19 protein-coding genes are annotated in these 21,495 nt (G+C 60.5%); 9 read left to right on the top strand and 10 right to left on the bottom strand.

The window, feature by feature from the left end; translation table 11 throughout:
• Nucleotides 1–41: 41 nt before the first annotated feature.
• From ACQ4OB_RS13360 to ACQ4OB_RS13350, 3 genes are read right to left on the bottom strand one after another with little or no spacing between them, the layout of a single operon-like run.
• A complete protein-coding gene (locus ACQ4OB_RS13360; protein ID WP_074874224.1) occupies nucleotides 42–659 on the bottom strand; it encodes a TPM domain-containing protein in 618 nt (205 codons plus the stop codon).
• A gap of 33 nt (nucleotides 660–692) precedes the next feature.
• A complete protein-coding gene (locus ACQ4OB_RS13355; RefSeq protein ID WP_074874223.1) occupies nucleotides 693–1,442 on the bottom strand; it encodes a TPM domain-containing protein in 750 nt (249 codons plus the stop codon).
• A 43-nt stretch (nucleotides 1,443–1,485) separates the two neighbouring features.
• Complete coding sequence (locus tag ACQ4OB_RS13350; RefSeq protein WP_074874222.1) at nucleotides 1,486–2,097, bottom strand: LemA family protein; 612 nt, start codon at nucleotides 2,095–2,097, stop codon at nucleotides 1,486–1,488.
• A 235-nt stretch (nucleotides 2,098–2,332) separates the two neighbouring features.
• On the opposite strand from ACQ4OB_RS13350, the gene bglX reads away from it, so the two are divergent.
• Nucleotides 2,333–4,624 (top strand): beta-glucosidase BglX, encoded by a 2,292-nt coding sequence (gene bglX, locus ACQ4OB_RS13345; protein WP_430955811.1) that lies wholly within the window; start codon nucleotides 2,333–2,335, stop codon nucleotides 4,622–4,624.
• A 203-nt stretch (nucleotides 4,625–4,827) separates the two neighbouring features.
• Here bglX and ACQ4OB_RS13340 read toward each other — a convergent pair whose 3' ends face one another.
• From ACQ4OB_RS13340 to ACQ4OB_RS13320, 5 genes are all read right to left on the bottom strand, one after another.
• Entirely contained in the window at nucleotides 4,828–5,985 is a 1,158-nt protein-coding gene (locus tag ACQ4OB_RS13340) for a phospholipase D-like domain-containing protein (RefSeq protein WP_074874220.1), read from the bottom strand.
• A gap of 1 nt (nucleotide 5,986) precedes the next feature.
• Complete coding sequence (locus ACQ4OB_RS13335) at nucleotides 5,987–6,577, bottom strand: YceI family protein (protein ID WP_074874219.1); 591 nt, start codon at nucleotides 6,575–6,577, stop codon at nucleotides 5,987–5,989.
• 209 nt (nucleotides 6,578–6,786) lie between these two features.
• Nucleotides 6,787–7,116: an amidase gene (locus ACQ4OB_RS13330; protein WP_430955810.1), complete on the bottom strand. Its 330-nt coding sequence runs from the start codon at nucleotides 7,114–7,116 to the stop codon at nucleotides 6,787–6,789.
• Nucleotides 7,113–8,207, bottom strand: a complete 1,095-nt coding sequence (locus ACQ4OB_RS13325; protein WP_430955809.1) for a serine hydrolase domain-containing protein — start codon at nucleotides 8,205–8,207, stop codon at nucleotides 7,113–7,115. Before ACQ4OB_RS13325 ends, ACQ4OB_RS13330 begins: the two co-directional genes overlap by 4 nt.
• A gap of 182 nt (nucleotides 8,208–8,389) precedes the next feature.
• Nucleotides 8,390–9,277 carry an acyl-CoA dehydrogenase gene (locus tag ACQ4OB_RS13320; protein ID WP_430955808.1) on the bottom strand — a complete coding sequence of 296 codons (888 nt, stop codon included), beginning with the start codon at nucleotides 9,275–9,277 and terminating at the stop codon, nucleotides 8,390–8,392.
• 154 nt (nucleotides 9,278–9,431) lie between these two features.
• On the opposite strand from ACQ4OB_RS13320, the gene olsB reads away from it, so the two are divergent.
• The gene (gene olsB, locus ACQ4OB_RS13315; RefSeq protein ID WP_008152922.1) at nucleotides 9,432–10,187 is read left to right on the top strand and encodes an L-ornithine N(alpha)-acyltransferase; all 756 of its coding nucleotides are present in this window, start codon (nucleotides 9,432–9,434) and stop codon (nucleotides 10,185–10,187) included.
• A complete protein-coding gene (locus tag ACQ4OB_RS13310; protein ID WP_430955814.1) occupies nucleotides 10,187–10,978 on the top strand; it encodes a lysophospholipid acyltransferase family protein in 792 nt (263 codons plus the stop codon). The genes olsB and ACQ4OB_RS13310 overlap by 1 nt, the downstream gene beginning before the upstream one ends.
• A gap of 101 nt (nucleotides 10,979–11,079) precedes the next feature.
• Here ACQ4OB_RS13310 and ACQ4OB_RS13305 read toward each other — a convergent pair whose 3' ends face one another.
• Nucleotides 11,080–11,655, bottom strand: coding sequence for an ACP phosphodiesterase (locus ACQ4OB_RS13305; RefSeq protein WP_074874211.1), 576 nt, complete (start codon nucleotides 11,653–11,655; stop codon nucleotides 11,080–11,082).
• 155 nt (nucleotides 11,656–11,810) lie between these two features.
• Between ACQ4OB_RS13305 and ACQ4OB_RS13300 the strand changes: the two genes are divergently transcribed.
• The 3 genes from ACQ4OB_RS13300 to ACQ4OB_RS13290 are packed head-to-tail and all read left to right on the top strand — an operon-like array spanning nucleotide 11,811 to nucleotide 14,372.
• Nucleotides 11,811–12,131, top strand: a complete 321-nt coding sequence (locus ACQ4OB_RS13300; RefSeq protein WP_074874210.1) for an ArsR/SmtB family transcription factor — start codon at nucleotides 11,811–11,813, stop codon at nucleotides 12,129–12,131.
• Nucleotides 12,132–12,134: 3 nt separating this feature from the next.
• Nucleotides 12,135–13,301: an MFS transporter gene (locus ACQ4OB_RS13295; RefSeq protein WP_430955807.1), complete on the top strand. Its 1,167-nt coding sequence runs from the start codon at nucleotides 12,135–12,137 to the stop codon at nucleotides 13,299–13,301.
• 21 nt (nucleotides 13,302–13,322) lie between these two features.
• Nucleotides 13,323–14,372 carry an alkene reductase gene (locus ACQ4OB_RS13290; RefSeq protein ID WP_074874207.1) on the top strand — a complete coding sequence of 350 codons (1,050 nt, stop codon included), beginning with the start codon at nucleotides 13,323–13,325 and terminating at the stop codon, nucleotides 14,370–14,372.
• 156 nt (nucleotides 14,373–14,528) lie between these two features.
• Here the strand turns inward: ACQ4OB_RS13290 and emhR are convergent, their stop codons facing one another.
• Complete coding sequence (gene emhR, locus ACQ4OB_RS13285) at nucleotides 14,529–15,161, bottom strand: efflux system transcriptional repressor EmhR (RefSeq protein ID WP_074874205.1); 633 nt, start codon at nucleotides 15,159–15,161, stop codon at nucleotides 14,529–14,531.
• Between the two features lie 265 nt (nucleotides 15,162–15,426).
• Here emhR and ACQ4OB_RS13280 point away from each other — a divergent pair, with 265 nt between their 5' ends.
• From ACQ4OB_RS13280 to emhC, 3 genes are read left to right on the top strand one after another with little or no spacing between them, the layout of a single operon-like run.
• The gene (locus tag ACQ4OB_RS13280; RefSeq protein ID WP_430955806.1) at nucleotides 15,427–16,584 is read left to right on the top strand and encodes an efflux RND transporter periplasmic adaptor subunit; all 1,158 of its coding nucleotides are present in this window, start codon (nucleotides 15,427–15,429) and stop codon (nucleotides 16,582–16,584) included.
• 3 nt (nucleotides 16,585–16,587) lie between these two features.
• Entirely contained in the window at nucleotides 16,588–19,752 is a 3,165-nt protein-coding gene (gene emhB, locus ACQ4OB_RS13275) for an efflux RND transporter permease subunit EmhB (RefSeq protein WP_074874202.1), read from the top strand.
• Entirely contained in the window at nucleotides 19,749–21,209 is a 1,461-nt protein-coding gene (gene emhC / locus ACQ4OB_RS13270) for an efflux RND transporter outer membrane subunit EmhC (RefSeq protein ID WP_102616698.1), read from the top strand. The genes emhB and emhC overlap by 4 nt, the downstream gene beginning before the upstream one ends.
• Nucleotides 21,210–21,495 lie beyond the last annotated feature (286 nt).

Genomic DNA, 21,495 nt, shown 5'->3' with positions numbered 1-21,495 from the left:
AGGCTTCGCCAGCTGCTACAAGGGATGCGTCGCTGCTGAAATCAGCCTAAAACCACCAACCGATTCGGCAACTCATTCCGCACATGCGTCACCGGCACATGCACCTTGAGCAACTCGCCACACGCCTCCACACACGTCACAAACCCCTGCAACGTCTGCCCCTGTTTCACCTGCTGAGTGAACGCCGCCACAATTTCATCCCAGTTCTTGTTGTCCAGCCGTTTCGAAATCCCCTCATCCACCAGAATTTCCACATAACGCTCGGCTTCGCAGACAAATATCAGCATCCCGGTGCTGCCCACCGTGTGGTGCAGGTTTTGCTCCAGAAACTGCCGGCGCGCCAGGTTCGAGGCGCGCCAGTGACGGACCGAGCGCGGGACCAGGTGCGTGGTGATTTTTGGAATCCTGAACACCAGGCACAGCACGATGAAGGAGATCCATTGCACCAGCAGCAAGCTGTGCATGGTCAGCCAGCCGGTCAGGTAATGCACGATACCCGGCACGACCAGCGCCAGCAGGCTGGCCCAGAGCAGCGGAATGTACGCGTAGTCGTCGGCGCGGGCCGCGAGCACGGTGACCAGTTCGGCGTCGGTGTCGCGCTCGACCCGGGCAATCGCCTCGGCAACCTTGCGTTGTTCGTGTTCAGTCAGTAATGCCATGTTTAAGAATGCCCACTCGCTATTGTTGTGTGATCACCAGCCGCCCGACGAACCGCCGCCCCCGAAACTGCCCCCGCCGCCGCTGAAGCCCCCGCCTCCACCGCCGCCAAAGCCTCCACCGCCGAACCCGCCGCTCGAACCGCCCCGGCCGCCGCCGCTGGGCAGGATCCCGAGCATCTGGCAGACAAACATCGTCAGGATGAACAGCATCACCAGAAACACGAAGATCCCCGGATGACGTGAGAGGAAGTCGCTTTCCTGATTGCCGCCGGAGTCATACACCGTGGACGGCTCATCCAGCGGGTTGCCGCCCAGCACCACGAGCATCGCCGCGATTCCGTCGCTGATGCCCTTGCTGAAGTTGCCGGTCTTGAATGCCGGGGTGATCACCTGATTGATGATCACCGAGCTCTGCGCATCGGTCAGCCGATCTTCCAGGCCATAACCGACTTCAATCCGCAGCTTGCGATCGTCACGCGCCACGATCAGCAGCGCGCCGTTGTTCTTGTCCTTCTGGCCGATGCCCCAATAGCGCCCCAGTTGATAACCGAAGTCGGCAATGTCGGTGCCCTGCAAATCCGGCAGAGTGACCACCACCAGCTGCTCGCCAGTGGCTTTTTCATGAGCCTGAAGCTGTTGCGTCAGCTGCTCACGCACCGCAGGCTCGATCATCTGCGCGTTATCGACGACCCGTCCGGTCAGTTCCGGAAACTTCAACGCAGCCTGGGCCGTCAGGGCAAATACCCAGAGCAACAGCACCAGGCCAACTTTCAACACACGCATTGGCAACCTCATCCTTGGTGACGCTTCAAGCCCCTTGCGGCGCTTACTGGAACTTCACTTGAGGGGCTTTTTCCGCATCGGGGCTGGTGGCCTCGAAGGTTTCGCGGATCGGCAAATCGCTGTACATCACGGTGTGCCACAGGCGACCGGGAAAGGTACGCAGTTCCGTGTTGTATTTCTGCACGGCGAGGATGAAGTCCCGACGCGCCACGGCGATGCGGTTCTCGGTGCCTTCGAGTTGCGATTGCAACGCCAGGAAGTTCTGGTTGGCCTTGAGGTCCGGGTAACGCTCGGACACCACCATCAGGCGACTCAAGGCGCCGGTCAGCTGATCCTGGGCCTGCTGGAACTGCTTGAGCTTTTCCGGGTTGTCCAGCGTGCTGGCATCCACTTGAATGGAGGTGGCCTTGGCCCGGGCTTCGATCACCGCGGTCAGGGTTTCCTGCTCATGCTGGGCGTAACCCTTGACGGTTTCCACCAGGTTGGGAATCAGGTCGGCGCGGCGCTGGTACTGGTTCTGCACCTGGCCCCACGCGGCCTTGGCCTGTTCGTCGAGGGTCGGGATCGTGTTGATGCCGCAGCCGGCCAGCAGTGTGGTCAGCAATATCAAGGCTGCAACTTGCAGGCTCGACCGATAGTGGTGTCGTACATTCATCTGGTTGATGCTCCCTTGCACATTCCGTTGAAAAACAACCTTCGAACTTTGAACCCGGCTCTTGGGGCATAATCTGCGCCGCCACTGGATTGCATCGAGCCAATGGGCTAAAAGATGCCCCAGCGCGAAAACACGCCGAAGTGTGCTGCATTTACCTGAACAACAATAGTCGCTCCCTAAATTTTGGCTGACCGGCGCGTATTCACTGCCGTTTCGGCTTTTGAGAAAACTATTCATGAAGAAGCTGTGTTTGCTGGGCCTGTTCGTCAGCCTGGCCAGTCATAACGTATTGGCCGCTACGACGCCCACACCTCTGGAAAACAAGGACGCGTTCATCAGCAACCTGATGAAGCAAATGACCCTCGATGAAAAGATCGGCCAGTTGCGCCTGATCAGCATCGGCCCGGAAATGCCACGGGAGATGATCCGCAAGGAAATCGCCGCCGGCAACATTGGTGGCACGTTCAACTCGATCACCCGCCCGGAAAACCGTCCGATGCAGGACGCGGCCATGCGCAGCCGGTTGAAGATCCCGATGTTCTTCGCCTATGACGTGATCCACGGCCATCGCACCATTTTCCCTATTCCGATTGCCCTGGCCTCGAGTTGGGACATGGACGCCATCGGCCTGTCCGGGCGCATTGCCGCCAAGGAAGCGGCGGCAGACAGCCTCGACATCACCTTCGCGCCGATGGTCGACATCTCCCGCGACCCGCGCTGGGGCCGGACTTCCGAAGGCTTCGGCGAAGACACCTACCTGGTGTCGCGCATTGCCGGCGTGATGGTCAAGGCCTTCCAGGGCACGGGCGCGAATGCGGCCGACAGCATCATGGCCAGCGTCAAGCACTTTGCCCTGTACGGCGCGGTCGAGGGCGGTCGCGACTACAACGTCGTCGACATGAGCCCGGTCAAGATGTTCCAGGACTACCTGCCACCGTACCGTGCGGCTATCGACGCTGGTGCTGGCGGGGTAATGGTCGCGCTGAACTCGATCAATGGCGTGCCGGCCACCGCCAACACCTGGCTGATGAACGACCTGCTGCGCAAGCAATGGGGCTTCAAGGGCCTGGCCGTCAGCGACCACGGGGCGATTTTCGAGCTAATCAAACACGGCGTGGCCCGTGACGGTCGCGAGGCCGCGAAGCTGGCGATCAAGGCCGGCATCGACATGAGCATGAACGACACCCTCTACGGCAAAGAGCTGCCGGGGTTGTTGAAGGCGGGTGAGATTCAGCAAAGCGACATCGACAACGCCGTGCGTGAGGTACTCGCCGCCAAGTACGACATGGGCCTGTTCAAGGACCCGTACCTGCGCATCGGCAAGACTGAGGATGATCCGGTCGACACGTACGCCGAAAGCCGCCTGCACCGCGCCGAGGCCCGTGATGTTGCGCGCCGCAGCATGGTGTTGCTGAAGAACCAGGGTGAAACCCTGCCGCTGAAGAAAACCGCGAAAATCGCCCTGGTCGGCCCGCTGGCCAAGGCACCGATCGACATGATGGGCAGCTGGGCCGCCGCCGGCCGCCCAGCGCAATCGGTCACCCTGTTCGACGGCATGACCACGGCACTGGGCGGGCAATCGACGCTGATCTACGCCCGTGGCGCCAACATTACCAGCGACAAGGAGATCCTGGATTACCTGAACTTCCTCAACTTCGACGCACCGGAAGTGGTGGACGATCCGCGTTCGGCCCAAGTGCTGATCGACGAAGCGGTGAAAGCCGCCAAGGATGCCGATGTGGTAGTGGCCGCGGTAGGCGAGTCCCGTGGCATGTCCCACGAATCGTCGAGCCGCACCGACCTGAACATCCCGTCCAACCAGCGCGACTTGATCAAGGCCCTGAAGGCTACTGGCAAACCGCTGGTACTGGTGTTGATGAACGGCCGTCCGTTGTCGATTCTCGAAGAGAAGGAACAGGCCGACGCGATCCTGGAAACCTGGTTCAGCGGCACCGAAGGCGGCAACGCTATCGCTGACGTGCTGTTCGGCGACTACAACCCGTCGGGCAAACTGCCGATCACCTTCCCGCGTTCGGTGGGTCAGATTCCGACCTACTACAACCACCTGAGCATTGGCCGGCCGTTCACGCCGGGCAAACCGGGCAACTACACCTCGCAGTATTTCGATGACACCACAGGGCCGCTGTTCCCGTTCGGCTTCGGTCTGAGCTACACCGATTTCAGCCTGAGCGACATGGCGCTGTCGTCGACCACGCTGAACAAAACCGGCAAGCTCGACGCCAGTGTCATGGTGAAAAACACCGGCAAGCGTGACGGCGAAACCGTGGTGCAGTTGTACATCCAGGACGTGACCGGCTCGATGATCCGCCCGATCAAGGAACTGAAGAACTTCCAGAAAGTCATGCTCAAGGCCGGCGAACAGAAAGTCGTGCGCTTTACCATCACTGAGGAGGACCTGAAGTTCTTCAACACCCAGCTCAAGTTCGCTGCCGAGCCGGGCAAGTTCAATGTGGAGATCGGCCTGGATTCCAAGGACGTGACGCAGCAGAGCTTCGAGTTGCTCTAATCCCCCGCGCGGACTGATCGTTCCCACGCTCCGCGTGGGAATGCCTCAAGGGACGCTCCGCGTCCAGTGACGCAGAGCGTCACGGGCTGCATTCCCACGCGGAGCATGGGAACGATCTGATCCAACATCTATGTTGACTGTTACACCGCCATCGCGAGCAAGCTCCGCTCCTACAGTGTTTTTTGGATGTGGTTGAGTCAGTATCAGCCCCGTCGATCCAGCAGATTCACCACCAGCCGATCCACCCATCCCCACACCCTTTGCTTCACCCGCCGCCACAGCGGCCGGCGTTGCCATGCGTCCAGACTGACTTCCTGGCTCTGCGCAAAGTCCCGCTGGAAACTCGCCGCCACCGCCCGCGTCAGTCCCGCGTCCAGTGCCTCAAGATTGGCTTCCAGGTTGAAGCGCAAATTCCAGTGATCGAAATTGCACGAGCCGATGCTCACCCAGTCGTCGACCAGGACCATTTTCAAGTGCAGAAAACACGGCTGGTATTCGAAGATTGCCACCCCGGCCTTGAGCAATCGCGGGTAGTAGCGATGCCCGGCGTAGCGCACCGACGGGTGATCGGTGCGTGGCCCGGTCAGCAGCAGTCGCACATCGACACCACGGGCGGCAGCCCGGCGCAGTGAGCGACGGACTTTCCAGGTCGGCAGGAAATACGGTGTCGCCAGCCAGATTCGCCGTTGGCCGCTGTTCAGCGCGCGAGTCAATGATTGCAGGATGTCCCGGTGCTGGCGGGCGTCGGCATAGGCGACCCGGCCCATGCCCTCGCCCATGGACGGCACGCGTGGCAGACGCGGCAAGCCGAAATGAGCAGAAGGTTTCCAGGCGCGCCGATGACGGTTGGCGATCCATTGGCGGTCGAACAGTAACTGCCAGTCGATGACCAAGGGCCCGGTGATTTCCACCATCACTTCGTGCCATTCGCTGGTATCTTCGCCCGGTGTCCAGAATTCATCGGTCACCCCGGTACCGCCCACCACGGCCATGCTCTGATCGACCAGCAACAACTTGCGGTGATCGCGGTAGAAGTTGCCCAACCAGCGCCGCCAGCTCAGGCGATTGTAAAAACGCAGCTCAACACCCGCCGCCATCAGACGCTGACGCAAGGTCAGGGTGAACGCGAGGCTGCCGTAATCATCGAACAGGCAGCGCACGCGCACGCCTCGTTCGGCAGCCTGGACCAACGCCTGAACCATCGCTTCGGCACAGGCTCCCGCCTCCACCAGGTACAACTCCAGTTCGACCTGCTCTTCGGCGCGGGCAATCGCGACCAACATCCGCGGGAAAAACTGCGGCCCGTCGATCAACAGTTCAAAACGGTTGCCTTCTCGCCAGGGGAAAATTGCGCCAGCCATGTCAGCGCGCCGTGAAAATCAGTACCGCACCCACCGGCACCGACAAACTGATGGCCGACAAACCGGCGACCTTGCGCAAACTTTCCAGCCCGGGGGCCAGGTCGAAATCCGCGGCATTGATGATCAGCGGTTCGAGGGTTACCACCTGGAAGCGCCGGTCATCGAGACGAGTCGCCAGCAGTTCGGCGTTGTATTCGTGTTGTTTGCCATGCAGGTTGACGGTCAGCGGCAGGCGCAATTCAAGTTGCGCACCGGGCGCCAGATCGTTGATCGGCCGCAGATCGATCTGCGTGGTGATCAGCGCTTGGGGAAACGTCTGGATCTCAAACAGGTCCTTGCGCATGCGTTCATCGCGCAGCGGGATGCCACTGTTGACCGAATCCATCTCGACTTCCACCTCGGCCAGGCCCTTGGGGCTGACCTTGCCGTGCAGCACCAGAAAGCGTTGCACCTCGGAAATGTTGGTGTTTTTGGTGCTGATGAACGACAGCCGCGAGGACTCACCGTCGAGGTACCAATTGGCCTGGGCCGACACGGTGACACCGGCCAGCAGCAGGGAGGCGAGGGTTTTGCAGAGGAAGCGGTTGAACATAGAGACTCGTGGGGCAGATAAACCTGCACGAACCTTAACCGCCCGCGAGCCAATTGCAAACGTGTAGCAGCTGGCGAAGCCTGCGTTCGGCGGCGCAGCCGTCGCCAATCCAGCCACCTTGCTCTTTCTGAAACACCGCAGAGCGTGGTTTTACGACGGCTGCGCCGCCGAACGCAGGCTTCGCCAGCTGCTACAGGGAAAGTGGCGTTTCAAGGTGATAAGCGGCAGCCCTGGCGTTCGCTGATCCATTGCGCGCTGTTGCTGCGTCCCATGCCGCTGACGGTGACGCGCTTACTTGTGGCGTCATCGGTAAAGCCGCTGGTCGGCAGCCACTGCTTCACGTAGCCGCGGCAGTACTCCGCCGGGTTGTTCATCACGTAACGGCACGAACAATATTCCTTGGCGGTGTAGGCGCTGATGATGTCCGGGAAGGCCCCCAGCGCCACGCGCTCTTGCCAGATCCAGCCGAGCAAGGCGATCGACAGGATCAACAACAGAGTGCCGAGCGGTCGACGACGAACAAAGCTGCGACGCTTCATGGCTGCACCTTCGCAGCAAATGCCTGGAGCACGAGTCTGAGCAAATCGTTGTGCCGGTAGCTGCCGTCGCGGTCATCGCCGTAACGAACGATCACCAGGTTTTCGCCGGGAATCACGTACATCGCCTGCCCCCAATGACCCAACGCGGCGAAGGTGTCGGCAGGTGCATCGGGCCAGGGTTTTGCGGCGCCTTCCACCGCGCGGTTAAGCCACCAATGGCCGCCGGGCACAGCTTCGTCTTGATTGGCTTGATAGCGGGCGAACGGTTCGCGGTTGAACGTGACCCAGTCCCTGGGCAGCAATTGCCGCTCACCCCAACGGCCGTCGCGCGCCATCAATAGCCCGATGCGGGCCAGGTCCCTGGCGGTGAGGTAGACATAGGACGAGGCAACAAACGTACCCGTGGCATCCGTTTCCCACACCGCGCTGCTAATCCCCAAGGGTTCGAACAAAGCCGTCCATGGATAGTCCGGATAGCGGGTCGGGCCGACGATGGTTTTCAGTGCAGCGGATAACAAATTGCTGTCACCGCTGGAGTAGCGGAATGCCTGACCGGGTTTGGCGTATTCACGGTGATCGGCGGTGAACGCGGCCATGTCCGGGTGGCCACGGGTGTAGAGCATCGCGACCACCGAGGATTTCAACGGCGCGTATTCATAGTCTTCCTGCCAGTCCAGACCCGAGGCCCAATGCAGCAGGTCGGCCATGGTCATCGTCGGGTGTTTTTGCAGCGGTGGATAAAATGTCTGCACCTGGTCCTGGAGCTTGAACAGACCTTCGCCATAAGCCACGCCGAGGAGCGTGGCCATCAGGCTTTTGCTGATGGACCAGGTCAGGTGCGGGGTGTCGGCGGTGGTCGGACCGGCGTAGCGTTCGTAGATCAGTTGACCGTCGCGGATCACCAGCAAGGCGTCGGTGCGGATGCCTTGTCGGGTGGCCTCATCACGGGGTGGGAAGGCGTAAGTCTCCAGCGCTTGAAGCGCCGGCCCGCTGACTGTCGGACCGGTTGACCATTGCTCGGCAGGCCAGTATTCGGCGTGGGCCGTGAGGCTGAGCAACAGCCCTGCAATCAGGGACAAGCCTTTGAACATGGTGGGGGCTCGGAGGGATGGACCTGCTGAGCCTAGTCGCCATTGATGACAGTTCCGGGATTTGTGTTGCCAATGAGGTCGTCTTCGCGGGCAAGCCCGCTCCCACAGGGATTGTGTGTTGCTCACCATCTGTGTCGCACCACCGCTCACTGTGGGAGCGGGCTTGCCCGCGAAGGGGCCGGTCAATCCAGCGAAGAACCCGCGAGTGCCTTGGCCAACCGCTTCCCCCGCGCCCCCGCCGCCAACTCCATCACGCCCTGATCACGCTGCCACATCTGCGCCCAATGCTGCGGGCCATCGGCCAGTGCCAGCGCCACCTCGGCCTTGAGCCCATCGAACTGCGCAAACAAGCCACCGAGCAACACATGCCCGGACGGATTATTCGGCGCCTGCCGGCTGACTTCCGCGCACCCGGCCAGCAGCGCCAGCAAACGCAGTTGCAAGGCTTGCGGCCAGTCGCTTTCCTGACCGATGCCGTACAGCCAGGCGGTCATGGCGCTCAACACGTAAATGTCTTCAAGGGTGCGGAATGGTTTGATGTAAGCCTCCCAGCCATCCCCCGCCAACAGTTCGCACTGAGCGTTATCGAGAAACAGCCGACCATGGCTGATGTCTGGCATCAACGGGATCGCCGGTAGTTTCTCCAGGCGCACGCCCGGCTCATCGGGATAGACCACCGCCAGACTCAGGCGCGGTTTTTCATCGGGGGCTTCACTGCGAGCAGCGATCAGCAGCCAATCGGCGGCATCGCCTGCGGTGACAAAATCCTTGCGCCCGCTCAGACGCAAATCCCGCAGACGGGTCTGCATGTCAGCCACCCGCAGGCTGCGCTGTTCGGTCGCGCACAACGCGCCGAGGCTCGGCGGCGCGCTCGGCCAGAGCATGCGCAACGCTGCCTGATAGCCCACCAGAAACGCCAACCCGGGCGTTGACATCAAACGCCCGCCGGCCACCGCCAGTTCGAACGGCGTGACGTTGCCCAACTGGTGCAACAAAGTCGCGAAACCCTCGCTCAGGTCCGGGTTGGCGGGCAGGCGTTCACAGCGGCGCAGCAGGTTTTGCCAGAGCATAAGAGGCTCCTCAAAGGCTGTCATATAAGCATCACCAAAGCTTCATGGCGATGACACCGGGGCTACATAGCCTGACTTTGCACAACACGGCTGCATAAAGAAAGTCGATCGGCTGCAACCCAAGACGGGTGACCGGCCCGTACGGAGATTCGCAATGACTCAGATCGCCCGCATCAGCGACACCGGCAATGAACGCCGCCTGCAAGCCGAACGCCTGGTGGGCGCCGAGGCCTTGCAGGAAGCCCAGGCCCTGCGCTTCAACGTGTTCAGCGGCGAATTCAACGCCAAGCTGAAAGGCGCGGAGCTGGGTCTGGACATGGATGACTATGATGTTCACTGCGCCCACATCGGCGTGCGTGATTTGAACACCGGGCGTCTGGTGGCGACCACCCGTTTGCTCGACCACACCGCTGCCAGCAGCCTGGGCAAGTTCTACAGCGAAGAAGAATTCAGCCTGCACGGCCTGGTCCATCTCAAAGGCCCGATCCTGGAAATCGGCCGCACTTGCGTCGACCCGGCCTACCGCAACGGCGGCACCATCGCGGTACTCTGGGGCGAACTGGCCGAAGTCCTGAACCAGGGCGGCTACAGCTATTTGATGGGGTGCGCGAGCATCCCGATGCAGGACGGCGGCATTCAGGCCCACGCGATCATGCAGCGCCTGCGCGAACGTTATCTGTGCACTGAACACCTGCGGGCAGAACCGAAAAAACCACTGCCGAGCCTCGACATCCCGTCCAACGTCATCGCCGAAATGCCACCGCTGCTCAAGGCCTACATGCGCCTTGGCGCGAAGATCTGCGGCGAGCCGTGCTGGGACGAAGACTTCCAGGTCGCCGACGTATTCATCCTGCTCAAGCGCGACGAGCTCTGCCCGCGTTATGCCAAGCATTTCAAGGCGGCCGTATGATGAGTCGGCTGCGGATTTACGCGCGGATTGCGCGAGTGTTGGTGGTGGTGGCGCTGGGGTTGAGCATGGCCGGGGTGTTCGGGTTGTTCGAGCGTTTGGGGATTGCTCATTCGATGGTCCGGCGCCAGCGCTGGTCGCGATTTTTCATGGCGCGCCTGAGCAATGCCCTGCCCTTTCACGTGACCGTGCACGGTGAATTGCCGAAGTCGCCGATGCTCTGGGTCAGCAACCATGTGTCCTGGACCGACATTCCGCTGCTGGGCATGCTCACGCCGCTGTCGTTCCTGTCCAAGGCCGAAGTGCGCACCTGGCCGGTGGCGGGCTGGCTGGCGGCCAAGGCCGGCAGCTTGTTCATTCGCCGAGGGTCGGGCGACAGCCAGTTGATCCGCAAACAGATGACCCGTCATCTGGAGCAGGAACATCCGCTGCTGATGTTCCCGGAAGGCACCACCACCGATGGCCGCACGTTGCGCACGTTTCATGGTCGATTGCTGTCGGCGGCGATCGACTCCGAAGTGAAGTTGCAGCCGGTGGCGATTCGTTATCTGCGCGACGGGCAGCTCGATTCACTGGCACCGTTCATTGGCGATGATGATTTGCTCTCGCACTTGATGCGCTTGTTTGCCCATGATCGGGGTGAGGTGGAGATTCATTTGCTCAAGCCGATCGCGTGCGAAGGTCGCGAGCGTGCGGCGCTGGCGTTCGAAGCGCAGCAGGCGGTGCAGAAGGCGTTGTTTGGGGCGATTCCGCAGGCCCAACCGGAACCTCTGCGCCCCGCAATCGCGGCTTAAACACATATCCCTGTGGGAGCGGGCTTGCCCGCGATGAGGCCGGATCATCCAACATCTATGTTGACTGAACCACCGCAATCGCGGGCAAGCCCGCTCCCACATTAGATCTGCTTCGTTTGCGCGAAATCCTGAAGCTGCGGATAGAACAACCGAAAGTCCTCGCTCAACGGTTCATACAACACCCGCAATTCCTGCATCGCTGCGGCCAGCTCCTCCGGCCGCGTCAGCCGCCGTGAAATCCCCCGCAGCACCTGCTCCAGCACCGCAAATTCCCGATAAGAACCCAACCAGTCATTAGCGACCATGTGCGGCGCGATCTGCGCCAGACGCTCCGGCAATTGCGCCTCGGCGGACAGCACCCGGTACACACCCGAAGTGAATTGCTCCAGCGGCTGGTCGGCGTACAACGTCCAGTCCCGCGCCAGGCAATGGTCGAAAAACACGTCAAGCACGATCCCGGCGTAACGCCGGCGGGTCATGGAAAACCGTGACAACGAAACGTCCACCAACGGATGACGGTCGGTAAAGACATCGATGCTGCGATGCAGCTGGATGGCCGCTTCGATCTCCGGATCGAACTGCCCTTGCAGCCGCCCTTTGACGAAATCGCCATACAGACTGCCGAGCAATTGACCGGGGCGCTGGCCACCGAGGTGCAGATGTGCGAGATAGTTCATGCCGCGCAGCTTAGCACTACGCCCTCAATATCGTTATAACCCGATATACCGAATTACTCGGTCGTCAGACCAAAATCATATTGGTATATCGCGAAGTACCGATTTAAAGTTCGCCTCATCGCGATATAGCGTTTTATTCATCACGAGCCCAAACCATGACCATCGACCTCGACGAAATAATAAAAGCCCTGGCACACCCAGTACGCCGAGACATCCTCATCTGGCTGAAAGATCCCAAAACCCAGTTCCCGGAACAGCTCCACAACCACGAGTACGGTATTTGCGCCGGACAGATCGATCAACGCTGCGGCCTGTCGCAGTCGACCGTGTCCGCCCATTTGGCGACCTTGCAACGTGCGGGACTGATCAGCAGCCAGAAAGCCGGTCAATGGCACTTCTTCAAACGCAACGAGGACGTGATTCAGGCGTTCCTCGACGCCATCGTCAAGGAGCTCAGCGCTCCGACAAGGAACTGAACAATGCCCCTCTCGCTACTCATTCTGGCCTTGAGCGCCTTCGCCATTGGCACCACCGAGTTCGTCATCATGGGCTTGCTGCCCGATGTGGCGGCCGACCTCGGTGTGTCGATCCCTGGCGCCGGCTGGCTGGTGACCGGTTATGCCCTGGGCGTGGCCATCGGTGCGCCGTTCATGGCACTGGCCACCTCCAGATTGCCGCGCAAGGCTGCGCTGGTAGCGTTGATGGGGATTTTCATCGTTGGCAACCTGCTCTGTGCCATGGCTACCGACTACAACGTGCTGATGTTTGCCCGCGTGGTCACCGCCCTCTGCCACGGTGCGTTCTTCGGTATCGGTTCGGTGGTGGCGGCCGGTCTGGTGCCGGCGAACAAGCGCGCTTCGGCCGTGGCCTTGATGTTCACCGGCCTGACCCTGGCCAACGTACTCGGCGTTCCGCTGGGCACCGCACTCGGTCAGGAAGCCGGCTGGCGTTCGACCTTCTGGGCGGTGACCGTGATTGGCGTGATCGCATTGATTGGCCTGATCCGCTTCCTGCCGGCCAAGCGCGATGAAGAGAAACTCGACATGCGCGCCGAACTGCGCGCCCTCAAAGGCGCCGGAATCTGGCTGTCGTTGAGCATGACCGCGTTGTTCGCAGCTTCGGTATTCACCCTGTTCACCTACGTCGCCCCGCTGCTCGGCGATGTCACCGGCGTCTCGCCCCAAGGCGTGACCTGGACCCTGATGCTCATCGGCCTGGGCCTGACAGTCGGCAATATCATCGGCGGCAAACTGGCTGACAAAGGCATGGCCGCCACATTGATCGGCGTCTTCATCTCGATGGCGGTGATCTCGACCGTACTGACCTGGACCAGCGTTGCGCTGATACCAACCGAAATCACCCTGTTCCTCTGGGCCACTGCGTGCTTTGCCGCCGTGCCCGCCCTGCAAGTGAACGTGGTGACCTACGGCAAAGCCGCACCGAACCTGGTGTCGACCCTGAACATCGGCGCTTTCAACATCGGTAACGCACTGGGTGCCTGGGTCGGCGGCAGCGTCATCGCCCACGGTTTCGGCCTGACCAGCGTTCCTCTCGCGGCAGCCGCACTGGCGGTACTCGCCCTGCTGGTGACCCTGATTACTTTCCGTCAGAACGGCAATCCCGAACTGGCCCCTGCTACCAACTGATCTCTACCGGAGAGCTATTTCATGACGACTATTTTCGATCCGATCAAACTGGGCGACCTCGAGTTGGCCAACCGCATCATCATGGCGCCGCTGACCCGCTGCCGCGCCGACGAAGGCCGCGTGCCAAACGCGCTGATGGCCGAGTACTACGTACAACGCGCCTCGGCCGGCCTGATCCTCAGCGAGGCCACTTCGGTCACGCCGATGGGCGTCGGTTACCCGGACACCCCGGGTATCTGGTCCAACGATCAGGTACGTGGCTGGGCTAACGTAACCAAGGCTATCCACGGCGCGGGCGGCAAGATTTTCCTGCAACTGTGGCATGTCGGCCGTATTTCCCATGGGTCGTATCTGGACGGTGAAACACCGGTCGCACCGAGCGCCATTCAGCCAAAAGGCCATGTCAGCCTGGTTCGCCCACTGGCCGACTTCCCAACCCCACGCGCCCTGGAAACCGCTGAAATCGCCGACATCGTCGACGCCTACCGCGTCGGCGCCGAGAACGCCAAGGCAGCCGGTTTCGACGGTGTGGAAATCCATGGTGCCAACGGCTACCTGCTCGACCAGTTCCTGCAAAGCAGCACCAACCAGCGCACCGACAACTACGGCGGTTCCGTGGAAAATCGCGCTCGCCTGCTGCTGGAAGTGACCGATGCCGCGATCGAAGTCTGGGGCGCGGGCCGCGTGGGTGTGCACCTGTCACCCCGTGCCGATCTCCATGACATGGGCGATGAAAACCTGTCCGAGACCTTCACTTACGTTGCTCGCGAACTGGGCAAACGTGGCATCGCCTTCATCTGCTCCCGCGAGAAAGAAGATGGCGACAGCCTGGGTCCACAATTGAAAGAAGCGTTCGGCGGCCCGTACATCGCCAACGAACGCTTCACCAAGGACAGCGCCAACGCCTGGCTCGCCAGCGGCAAGGCCGATGCGGTGGCCTTCGGCGTGCCATTCATTGCCAACCCGGACTTGCCGGCACGGTTGAAGGCCGATGCGCCGCTGAACGAGGCGCGTCCTGAACTGTTCTACGCCAAGGGCCCGGTCGGCTATATCGACTACCCGGTGTTGTAAGCATTCCTCACCTTGAAACGCAAAAGCCCCGACTCGAAAGAGCCGGGGCTTTTTTGCAACCGGGTTACTCACAAAATCACTACAAATCAGGTAGCTCACTACCTATCAAGCGGGCGAGCGTGCGTATATAAAAGCCCCCCCATTAGGTATTTTGTTTCATTTGCGCAGACTGGGGCTCAAGCGCAGCATATCCAACCCGGTATCAACCAAACGCTCGGCATCGATATGCAGTTGAAAGCTGTCGGGCGCCAACAGCCACTGATACAGGATGCCATCGATATACGCATGAATGCTGATGGCCGCTCGCGCAGTGTCGAGGTCTTCCGGTAACTGCCCCCGGTTGACCGCATTACTCAGGGCCAGGGCGATTCGCACATTGCAATCGAGGCTGACCTCTCGACGCTGTTGGCGCAGGTCGCACATTTCATCGGTGAATTCGCACTTATGAAACAGAATCTCATTGATGCGTCGGGTTTTCGGATCCAGGGCAACTTGATGAAACAAATGAATCAGCAGTTTGCGCATACAACCCAAGGGATCGAGCTCATCTTCGCTTTCACTGGCCTTGGCCATTTCATCCAGCGGCTCATGCAAGGTATCAAGCATGGCCTGCACCAGATCCGCCTTGTTGCTGAAATGCCAGTAGATAGCGCCGCGAGTGACCCCGGCCAGGGTAGCGATATCCGCCAGTGTCGTGCGCGCCACGCCCCTTTCGTAAAAGGCCTTTTCTGCCGCTTCCAGTATCTGGCTGCGGGTTTCTTGAGCTTCCTCTTTGGTGCGACGGACCATGGCAGTACAACCTCAATCAGGATGCTTCAGCGATGTCTGAACATCAGCTGAATAAAAGTGGAGCGATCGCTCTCGGGCGTCGTCACCGGCCTACAATTCGAACCCTTGAACGGCTTTCGTAACGATGTGGATACACGGCCAAGGTATTTACAAACAACCATGAACGTAAGTATATTCCTTAGCAAGCTACTTATCCACTCAGCGCACATTTTTTACTTCTCTACATTTCGAGTGCGCAATTTGCGCGCCTGACCCGAGGATTTTCATGCAATTCAAGCCAGCTGTTACCGCTCTGGTCACCGCCCTCGCCTTGGCATCGCTGCTCAGCGGATGCAAAAAGGAAGAGGCGGCACCTGCCGCACCACCCCCTCAGGTCGGCGTCGTTACTCTGCAACCTCAAGCCTTTACCCTGACCTCCGAACTTCCGGGCCGTACCAGCGCGTACCGCATCGCCGAAGTTCGCCCTCAGGTCAACGGCATCATTCTCAAGCGCCTGTTCAAGGAAGGCGGCGACGTCAAGGCCGGCCAGCAGCTGTATCAGATCGATCCGGCGGTTTATGAAGCCACCCTGAAAAGCGCCCAAGCCAACCTGCAGCAGACCAAATCGATTTCCGACCGCTACAAGCAGTTGGTCAGCGAACAGGCTGTAAGCCGTCAGGAGTACGACACGGCCCTGGCTAACCGGCTGCAATCGGAAGCCGCCCTGCAAAGCGCCCAGATCAATGTGCGCTACACCAAGGTTTACGCGCCTCTCTCCGGCCGTATCGGCCGCTCAACTGTGACTGAAGGCGCGCTGGTTACCAGCGGCCAGGTCGAAGCGATGGCGGTGATTCAGCAACTGGACCCGATCTACGTTGACGTCACCCAGTCTTCGGTTGAGCTGCTGGAGCTGCGCCGCGAACTGGAAAGCGGTCGTCTGCAAAAATCCGGCGACAACGCGGCCGCGGTCAAGCTGACCCTGGAAGACGGCAGCCAGTACAAACAGGAAGGCAAGCTCGAGTTCTCGGAAGTCTCCGTGGACCAGACCACCGGTTCCGTAACCTTGCGTGCGGTATTCCCGAACCCTGACCACACCCTGCTGCCGGGCATGTTTGTACACGCCCAGTTGCAGGCCGGTGTGAACAGCGCAGCGATCCTCGCCCCGCAACAAGGCGTGACCCGTGATCTCAAAGGCACCCCGACCGCGCTGGTCGTCGGCCCGGACAACAAGGTCGAACTGCGTCACCTCAAGGCCAGCCGCACCGTCGGCAACCAATGGCTGATCGAAGACGGCCTGAAGGCTGGCGACCGCTTGATCACCGAAGGACTGCAATTCGTTAAACCTGGCGTCGAAGTAAAGGCCAGTGAAGCGACTAACGTTGGCGCAAAGAACCCGGCCCCCGCACAGGTAGCTAACAAGGCTTCCAGCGGCAAAGGGGAGTAAACCATGTCCAGATTTTTTATCGACCGTCCGATTTTTGCCTGGGTAATTGCCCTGGTCATCATGCTGGTCGGGGCACTATCGATCCTCAAACTGCCGATCAACCAATACCCGAGCATTGCGCCTCCGGCCATTGCGATCTCTGTGACCTACCCGGGCGCGTCTGCACAAACCGTGCAGGACACCGTGGTCCAGGTGATCGAGCAACAGCTCAACGGTATCGATAACCTGCGTTATGTCTCCTCGGAAAGTAACTCCGACGGCAGCATGACCATTACCGCGACCTTCGAGCAGGGCACCAACTCCGATACCGCGCAGGTTCAGGTCCAGAACAAGCTGAACCTGGCCACCCCGCTGCTGCCACAAGAAGTGCAGCAACAGGGTATCCGCGTGACCAAGGCAGTGAAAAACTTCCTGATGGTGATCGGCGTGGTGTCGCGCGACGGCAGCATGACCAAGGACGACCTGTCCAACTACATCGTGTCGAACATGCAGGACCCGATCTCGCGGACCGCCGGTGTCGGTGACTTCCAGGTCTTCGGTGCCCAGTACGCGATGCGGATCTGGCTCGACCCGGCCAGGTTGAACAACTTCAACCTGACCCCGGGCGACGTGAAAACCGCCATCGCCGCGCAAAACGTCCAGGTGTCGTCCGGTCAACTCGGTGGCTTGCCTGCCGTGGCCGGTCAGCAATTGAACGCGACTATCATCGGCAAGACCCGTCTGCAAACGGCTGAGCAGTTCAAGGCCATCCTGCTGAAGGTCAACAAGGATGGTTCGCAAGTGCGTGTCGGCGACGTGGCTGATGTCGCTCTGGGGGGTGAAAACTACTCGATCAGCGCCCAGTTCAACGGCAGCCCGGCCTCGGGTCTGGCGGTGAAACTGGCCAACGGTGCCAACGCCCTCGACACTGCAACAGCGCTGCGCAAGACCATCGAATCCCTCAAGCCGTTCTTCCCGCAAGGGATGGAAGTGGTATTCCCGTACGACACCACTCCAGTGGTGACCGAGTCGATCAAGGGTGTGGTTGAAACCCTGGTCGAAGCGATCGCGCTGGTGTTCCTGGTGATGTTCCTGTTCCTGCAAAACTTCCGCGCCACCGTCATCACCACAATGACCGTGCCAGTCGTATTGCTGGGCACCTTCGGGATCCTCGCGGCGTTCGGCTTCAGCATCAACACCCTGACCATGTTCGGTATGGTACTGGCCATCGGTTTGCTGGTGGACGACGCCATCGTCGTGGTGGAGAACGTCGAACGGGTGATGAGCGAAGAAGGCCTGTCACCCAAGGAAGCCACCAAGAAATCCATGGGGCAGATCCAGGGTGCGCTGGTCGGTATTGCCCTGGTGCTGTCGGCGGTACTGTTGCCGATGGCATTCTTCGGCGGTTCCACTGGTGTGATCTACAAGCAGTTCTCGATCACCATCGTTTCGGCCATGGCCCTGTCGGTACTGGTTGCCTTGATCTTTACCCCGGCGCTCTGCGCCACCATGCTCAAACCGATCCCCAAGGGTGAGCACGGCGTCCCGAAACGCGGATTTTTCGGCTGGTTCAACCGCAACTTCGACCGTAGCGTGAAAAGCTACGAGCGCGGCGTTGGCAACATTCTGCGCAACAAGGTGCCGTATCTGCTGGTGTACGTGATCATCGTCATCGGCATGATCTGGTTGTTCCTGCGCATTCCATCCGCGTTCCTGCCGGAAGAAGACCAGGGTGTACTGTTTGCCCAGGTGCAAACCCCGGCCGGCTCCAGTTCCCAGCGCACGCAAGTGGTGGTGGACGAGATGCGTGAGTTCCTGCTTCGTCCGGGCACTGAAGGCGGTGAAGGTGACGCGGTGGCCTCGGTGTTTACCGTGACCGGCTTCAACTTCGCAGGCCGTGGTCAGAGTTCCGGTATGGCATTCATCATGCTCAAACCGTGGGACGAACGTAACGCCGAAAACAGCGTGTTCAAAGTCGCGGCCCGTGCCCAACAGCATTTCTTCACCTTCCGTGATGCCATGGTGTTTGCGTTCGCCCCTCCGGCGGTGCTGGAACTGGGTAACGCCACCGGTTTCGACGTGTTCCTGCAAGACCGTGCCGGTATCGGTCACGATGCACTGATGGCTGCACGCAACCAGTTCCTCGGTATGGCGGCGCAGAGCAAGGTGCTGTCGCAGGTTCGCCCGAACGGTCTGAACGACGAACCGCAATACCAACTGGAAATCGATGACGAGAAGGCCAGTGCCCTGGGCATTACCATCGCCGACATCAACAGCACCCTGTCGATTGCGCTGGGCAGTAGCTACGTCAACGACTTCATCGACCGCGGTCGGGTGAAGAAGGTTTACGTGCAAGGCCAGCCAGGGGCGCGCATGAGTCCTGAAGACGTGAAGAAATGGTACGTACGCAACAGCGCCGGCACCATGGTTCCCTTCTCCGCGTTCGCCAAGGGTGAGTGGATTTACGGTGCGCCGAAACTGTCGCGTTACAACGGCGTAGAAGCGATGGAAATCCTCGGTGCCCCGGCCCCCGGCTATTCCACTGGTGAAGCCATGGCCGAAGTCGAAGCCCTGGCCAAGAAACTGCCGGCCGGTGTCGGTATTTCCTGGACCGGCCTGTCGTACGAAGAACGACTGGCGGGTTCGCAAGCGCCGGCGCTGTTCGCGTTGTCGATCCTGATGGTGTTCCTGTGCCTGGCCGCGTTGTATGAAAGCTGGTCGATTCCGATTGCGGTGGTGCTCGTGGTGCCGCTGGGGATTATCGGTGCCTTGATGGCGACCAGCTTGCGCGGTCTGTCCAACGACGTGTACTTCCTGGTGGGCCTGTTGACCACCATTGGTCTGGCGGCGAAAAACGCCATTCTGATCGTCGAGTTCGCCAAAGACCTGCATGAACAGGGCAAGAGCTTGCAGGAGGCCGCCATCGAGGCATGCCGCATGCGTTTGCGCCCGATCATCATGACCTCCCTGGCGTTTGTCCTCGGCGTGGTGCCACTGGCCATTTCCAGCGGCGCCGGCTCGGGTAGCCAGCACGCCATCGGTACCGTGGTGATTGGCGGTATGATCACCGCCACCGTTTTGGCGATATTCTGGGTCCCGCTGTTTTTCGTCACCGTGTCGGCCATGGGGCAGCGCAAAATCGTTGACCAGGACGACGCTCTTGAACCTTCTAAAGAGGCTGGCTTATGAGCAAGTCGCTACTTTCCCTGGCTGTTGCCGCCTTCGTGCTCGGTGGCTGCTCGCTGATTCCCGATTATCAGCAGCCTGAAGCACCGGTGGCGGGCCAGTACCCGCAAGGTCCGGCGTATTCGTCGGCCCAGGCGCCTGCCCAGGCTGCCGCCGAACAGGGCTGGAAGCAGTTTTTCCATGATCCGGCATTGCAACAACTGATCCAGATCGCCCTGGAAAACAACCGTGACCTGCGCGTCGCGGCACTGAACATCGACGCCTTTGCGGCTCAATACCGCATCCAGCGTGCCGATCTGTTCCCGGCCGTGTCGGCCAACGGCACCGGCAGCCGTCAGCGGGTCCCGGCTCGGGCCTCGCAGACCGGCCAAGCGGACATCACCAGTTCCTACTCGGCCACCGTCGGCATCAGCGCCTATGAACTCGACCTGTTCGGTCGGGTTCGCAGCCTGAGCGAAGAAGCGCTGCAAAAGTACTTCGCCACTGAAGAAGCGCGCCGCAGCACGCAGATCAGCCTGGTGGCCAGTGTGGCCAACGCCTACCTGACCTGGCAGGCCGACAAGGAATTGCTGAAACTGACCCAGGACACCCTGGCTGCGTTCGAGGAGAGCTACAAGCTCACCGCCCGCAGCAACGAAGTGGGGGTCGCCTCGGCGCTGGACCTGGCCCAGTCGCGTACCTCGGTGGAAAACGCCCGCGCGCAAATGGCCAAGTACACCCGTCAAGTCGCCCAGGATGAAAACAGCCTGGTGTTGCTGCTCGGCACGGGCGTCCCGGCCAATCTGCAAGCGGCCAAGCCGTTGGCTGACGACCTGCTGAGCGACGTGCCGGCCGGTCTGCCATCGGACTTGCTGCAACGTCGTCCGGACATCCTTCAGGCCGAATACAACCTGAAAGCCGCCAACGCCAACATCGGTGCGGCGCGGGCTGCGTTCTTCCCGAGCATCAGCCTGACAGCCAACGCCGGGACCCTGAGCCCTGACCTGTCCGGCCTGTTCAAGGGCGGTTCGGGCACCTGGTTGTTCCAGCCGCAGATCAACCTGCCGATCTTCAACGCCGGCAGCCTGCGCGCCAGCCTGGATTATTCAAAAATCCAGAAAGACATCGGCGTGGCGAACTACGAGAAGTCCATTCAAACGGCCTTCCAGGAAGTCGCCGACGGCCTGGCCGCCCGCCAGACCTACACCGATCAGTTGCAGGCCCAGCGTGATTTCGTCACCGCGAACCAGGACTACTACCGTCTGGCCGAGCGTCGTTATCGCATTGGTGTCGACAGCAACCTGACCTTCCTCGATGCCCAGCGTCAGCTGTTCAGTGCTGAACAAGTACTGATCACCGACCGTCTGGCGCAACTGGTCAGTGCCGTCAATCTGTACAAGGCATTGGGCGGTGGCTGGAACCAGCAGACGGCCAAGAACGAGCCGTTGAAAGAAGAAGCGCCGAAGATGAAGTTGTTCTGATAGCGCGGTAAAACTAGAAGCCCACCTTTTGGTGGGCTTTTTGTTGGCTGCGGGAAAATTGTGGCGCCAGGACTGGCCTCATCGTCGGAACAGACAACACAAATCCCCAGCCAATCTTATGTTCGATAATCGCCCAAAACCCGCTTTCCCCGATTGAACCCTCCCGCCCATCCCCGCACCATTCGTCGCACAAGACCAATAACATCAGGTTCGACACCATGCCCCCGCGCCCTGCACTGTCCGGCTGATCCCGTTCGTTTTTATCCCGAATTCAGAATTTTTGTCT

This window comes from Pseudomonas sp. ES4, assembly GCF_050586665.1.
Lineage (GTDB): Bacteria > Pseudomonadota > Gammaproteobacteria > Pseudomonadales > Pseudomonadaceae > Aquipseudomonas > Aquipseudomonas frederiksbergensis.
The sequence above is the reverse complement of the archived record's forward strand: the minus strand, read 5'-3'. Positions and strand labels throughout refer to the sequence as shown.

What these genes read in the sequence shown, in the direction of transcription:
- ACQ4OB_RS13360 (WP_074874224.1), bottom strand. Translation starts at nt 659, where the DNA reads ATGGCATTACTGACTGAACACGAACAACGCAAGGTTGCCGAGGCGATT.
- ACQ4OB_RS13355 (WP_074874223.1), bottom strand. Translation starts at nt 1,442, where the DNA reads ATGCGTGTGTTGAAAGTTGGCCTGGTGCTGTTGCTCTGGGTATTTGCC.
- ACQ4OB_RS13350 (WP_074874222.1), bottom strand. Translation starts at nt 2,097, where the DNA reads ATGAATGTACGACACCACTATCGGTCGAGCCTGCAAGTTGCAGCCTTG.
- bglX (WP_430955811.1), top strand. Translation starts at nt 2,333, where the DNA reads ATGAAGAAGCTGTGTTTGCTGGGCCTGTTCGTCAGCCTGGCCAGTCAT.
- ACQ4OB_RS13340 (WP_074874220.1), bottom strand. Translation starts at nt 5,985, where the DNA reads ATGGCTGGCGCAATTTTCCCCTGGCGAGAAGGCAACCGTTTTGAACTG.
- ACQ4OB_RS13335 (WP_074874219.1), bottom strand. Translation starts at nt 6,577, where the DNA reads ATGTTCAACCGCTTCCTCTGCAAAACCCTCGCCTCCCTGCTGCTGGCC.
- ACQ4OB_RS13330 (WP_430955810.1), bottom strand. Translation starts at nt 7,116, where the DNA reads ATGAAGCGTCGCAGCTTTGTTCGTCGTCGACCGCTCGGCACTCTGTTG.
- ACQ4OB_RS13325 (WP_430955809.1), bottom strand. Translation starts at nt 8,207, where the DNA reads ATGTTCAAAGGCTTGTCCCTGATTGCAGGGCTGTTGCTCAGCCTCACG.
- ACQ4OB_RS13320 (WP_430955808.1), bottom strand. Translation starts at nt 9,277, where the DNA reads ATGCTCTGGCAAAACCTGCTGCGCCGCTGTGAACGCCTGCCCGCCAAC.
- olsB (WP_008152922.1), top strand. Translation starts at nt 9,432, where the DNA reads ATGACTCAGATCGCCCGCATCAGCGACACCGGCAATGAACGCCGCCTG.
- ACQ4OB_RS13310 (WP_430955814.1), top strand. Translation starts at nt 10,187, where the DNA reads ATGAGTCGGCTGCGGATTTACGCGCGGATTGCGCGAGTGTTGGTGGTG.
- ACQ4OB_RS13305 (WP_074874211.1), bottom strand. Translation starts at nt 11,655, where the DNA reads ATGAACTATCTCGCACATCTGCACCTCGGTGGCCAGCGCCCCGGTCAA.
- ACQ4OB_RS13300 (WP_074874210.1), top strand. Translation starts at nt 11,811, where the DNA reads ATGACCATCGACCTCGACGAAATAATAAAAGCCCTGGCACACCCAGTA.
- ACQ4OB_RS13295 (WP_430955807.1), top strand. Translation starts at nt 12,135, where the DNA reads ATGCCCCTCTCGCTACTCATTCTGGCCTTGAGCGCCTTCGCCATTGGC.
- ACQ4OB_RS13290 (WP_074874207.1), top strand. Translation starts at nt 13,323, where the DNA reads ATGACGACTATTTTCGATCCGATCAAACTGGGCGACCTCGAGTTGGCC.
- emhR (WP_074874205.1), bottom strand. Translation starts at nt 15,161, where the DNA reads ATGGTCCGTCGCACCAAAGAGGAAGCTCAAGAAACCCGCAGCCAGATA.
- ACQ4OB_RS13280 (WP_430955806.1), top strand. Translation starts at nt 15,427, where the DNA reads ATGCAATTCAAGCCAGCTGTTACCGCTCTGGTCACCGCCCTCGCCTTG.
- emhB (WP_074874202.1), top strand. Translation starts at nt 16,588, where the DNA reads ATGTCCAGATTTTTTATCGACCGTCCGATTTTTGCCTGGGTAATTGCC.
- emhC (WP_102616698.1), top strand. Translation starts at nt 19,749, where the DNA reads ATGAGCAAGTCGCTACTTTCCCTGGCTGTTGCCGCCTTCGTGCTCGGT.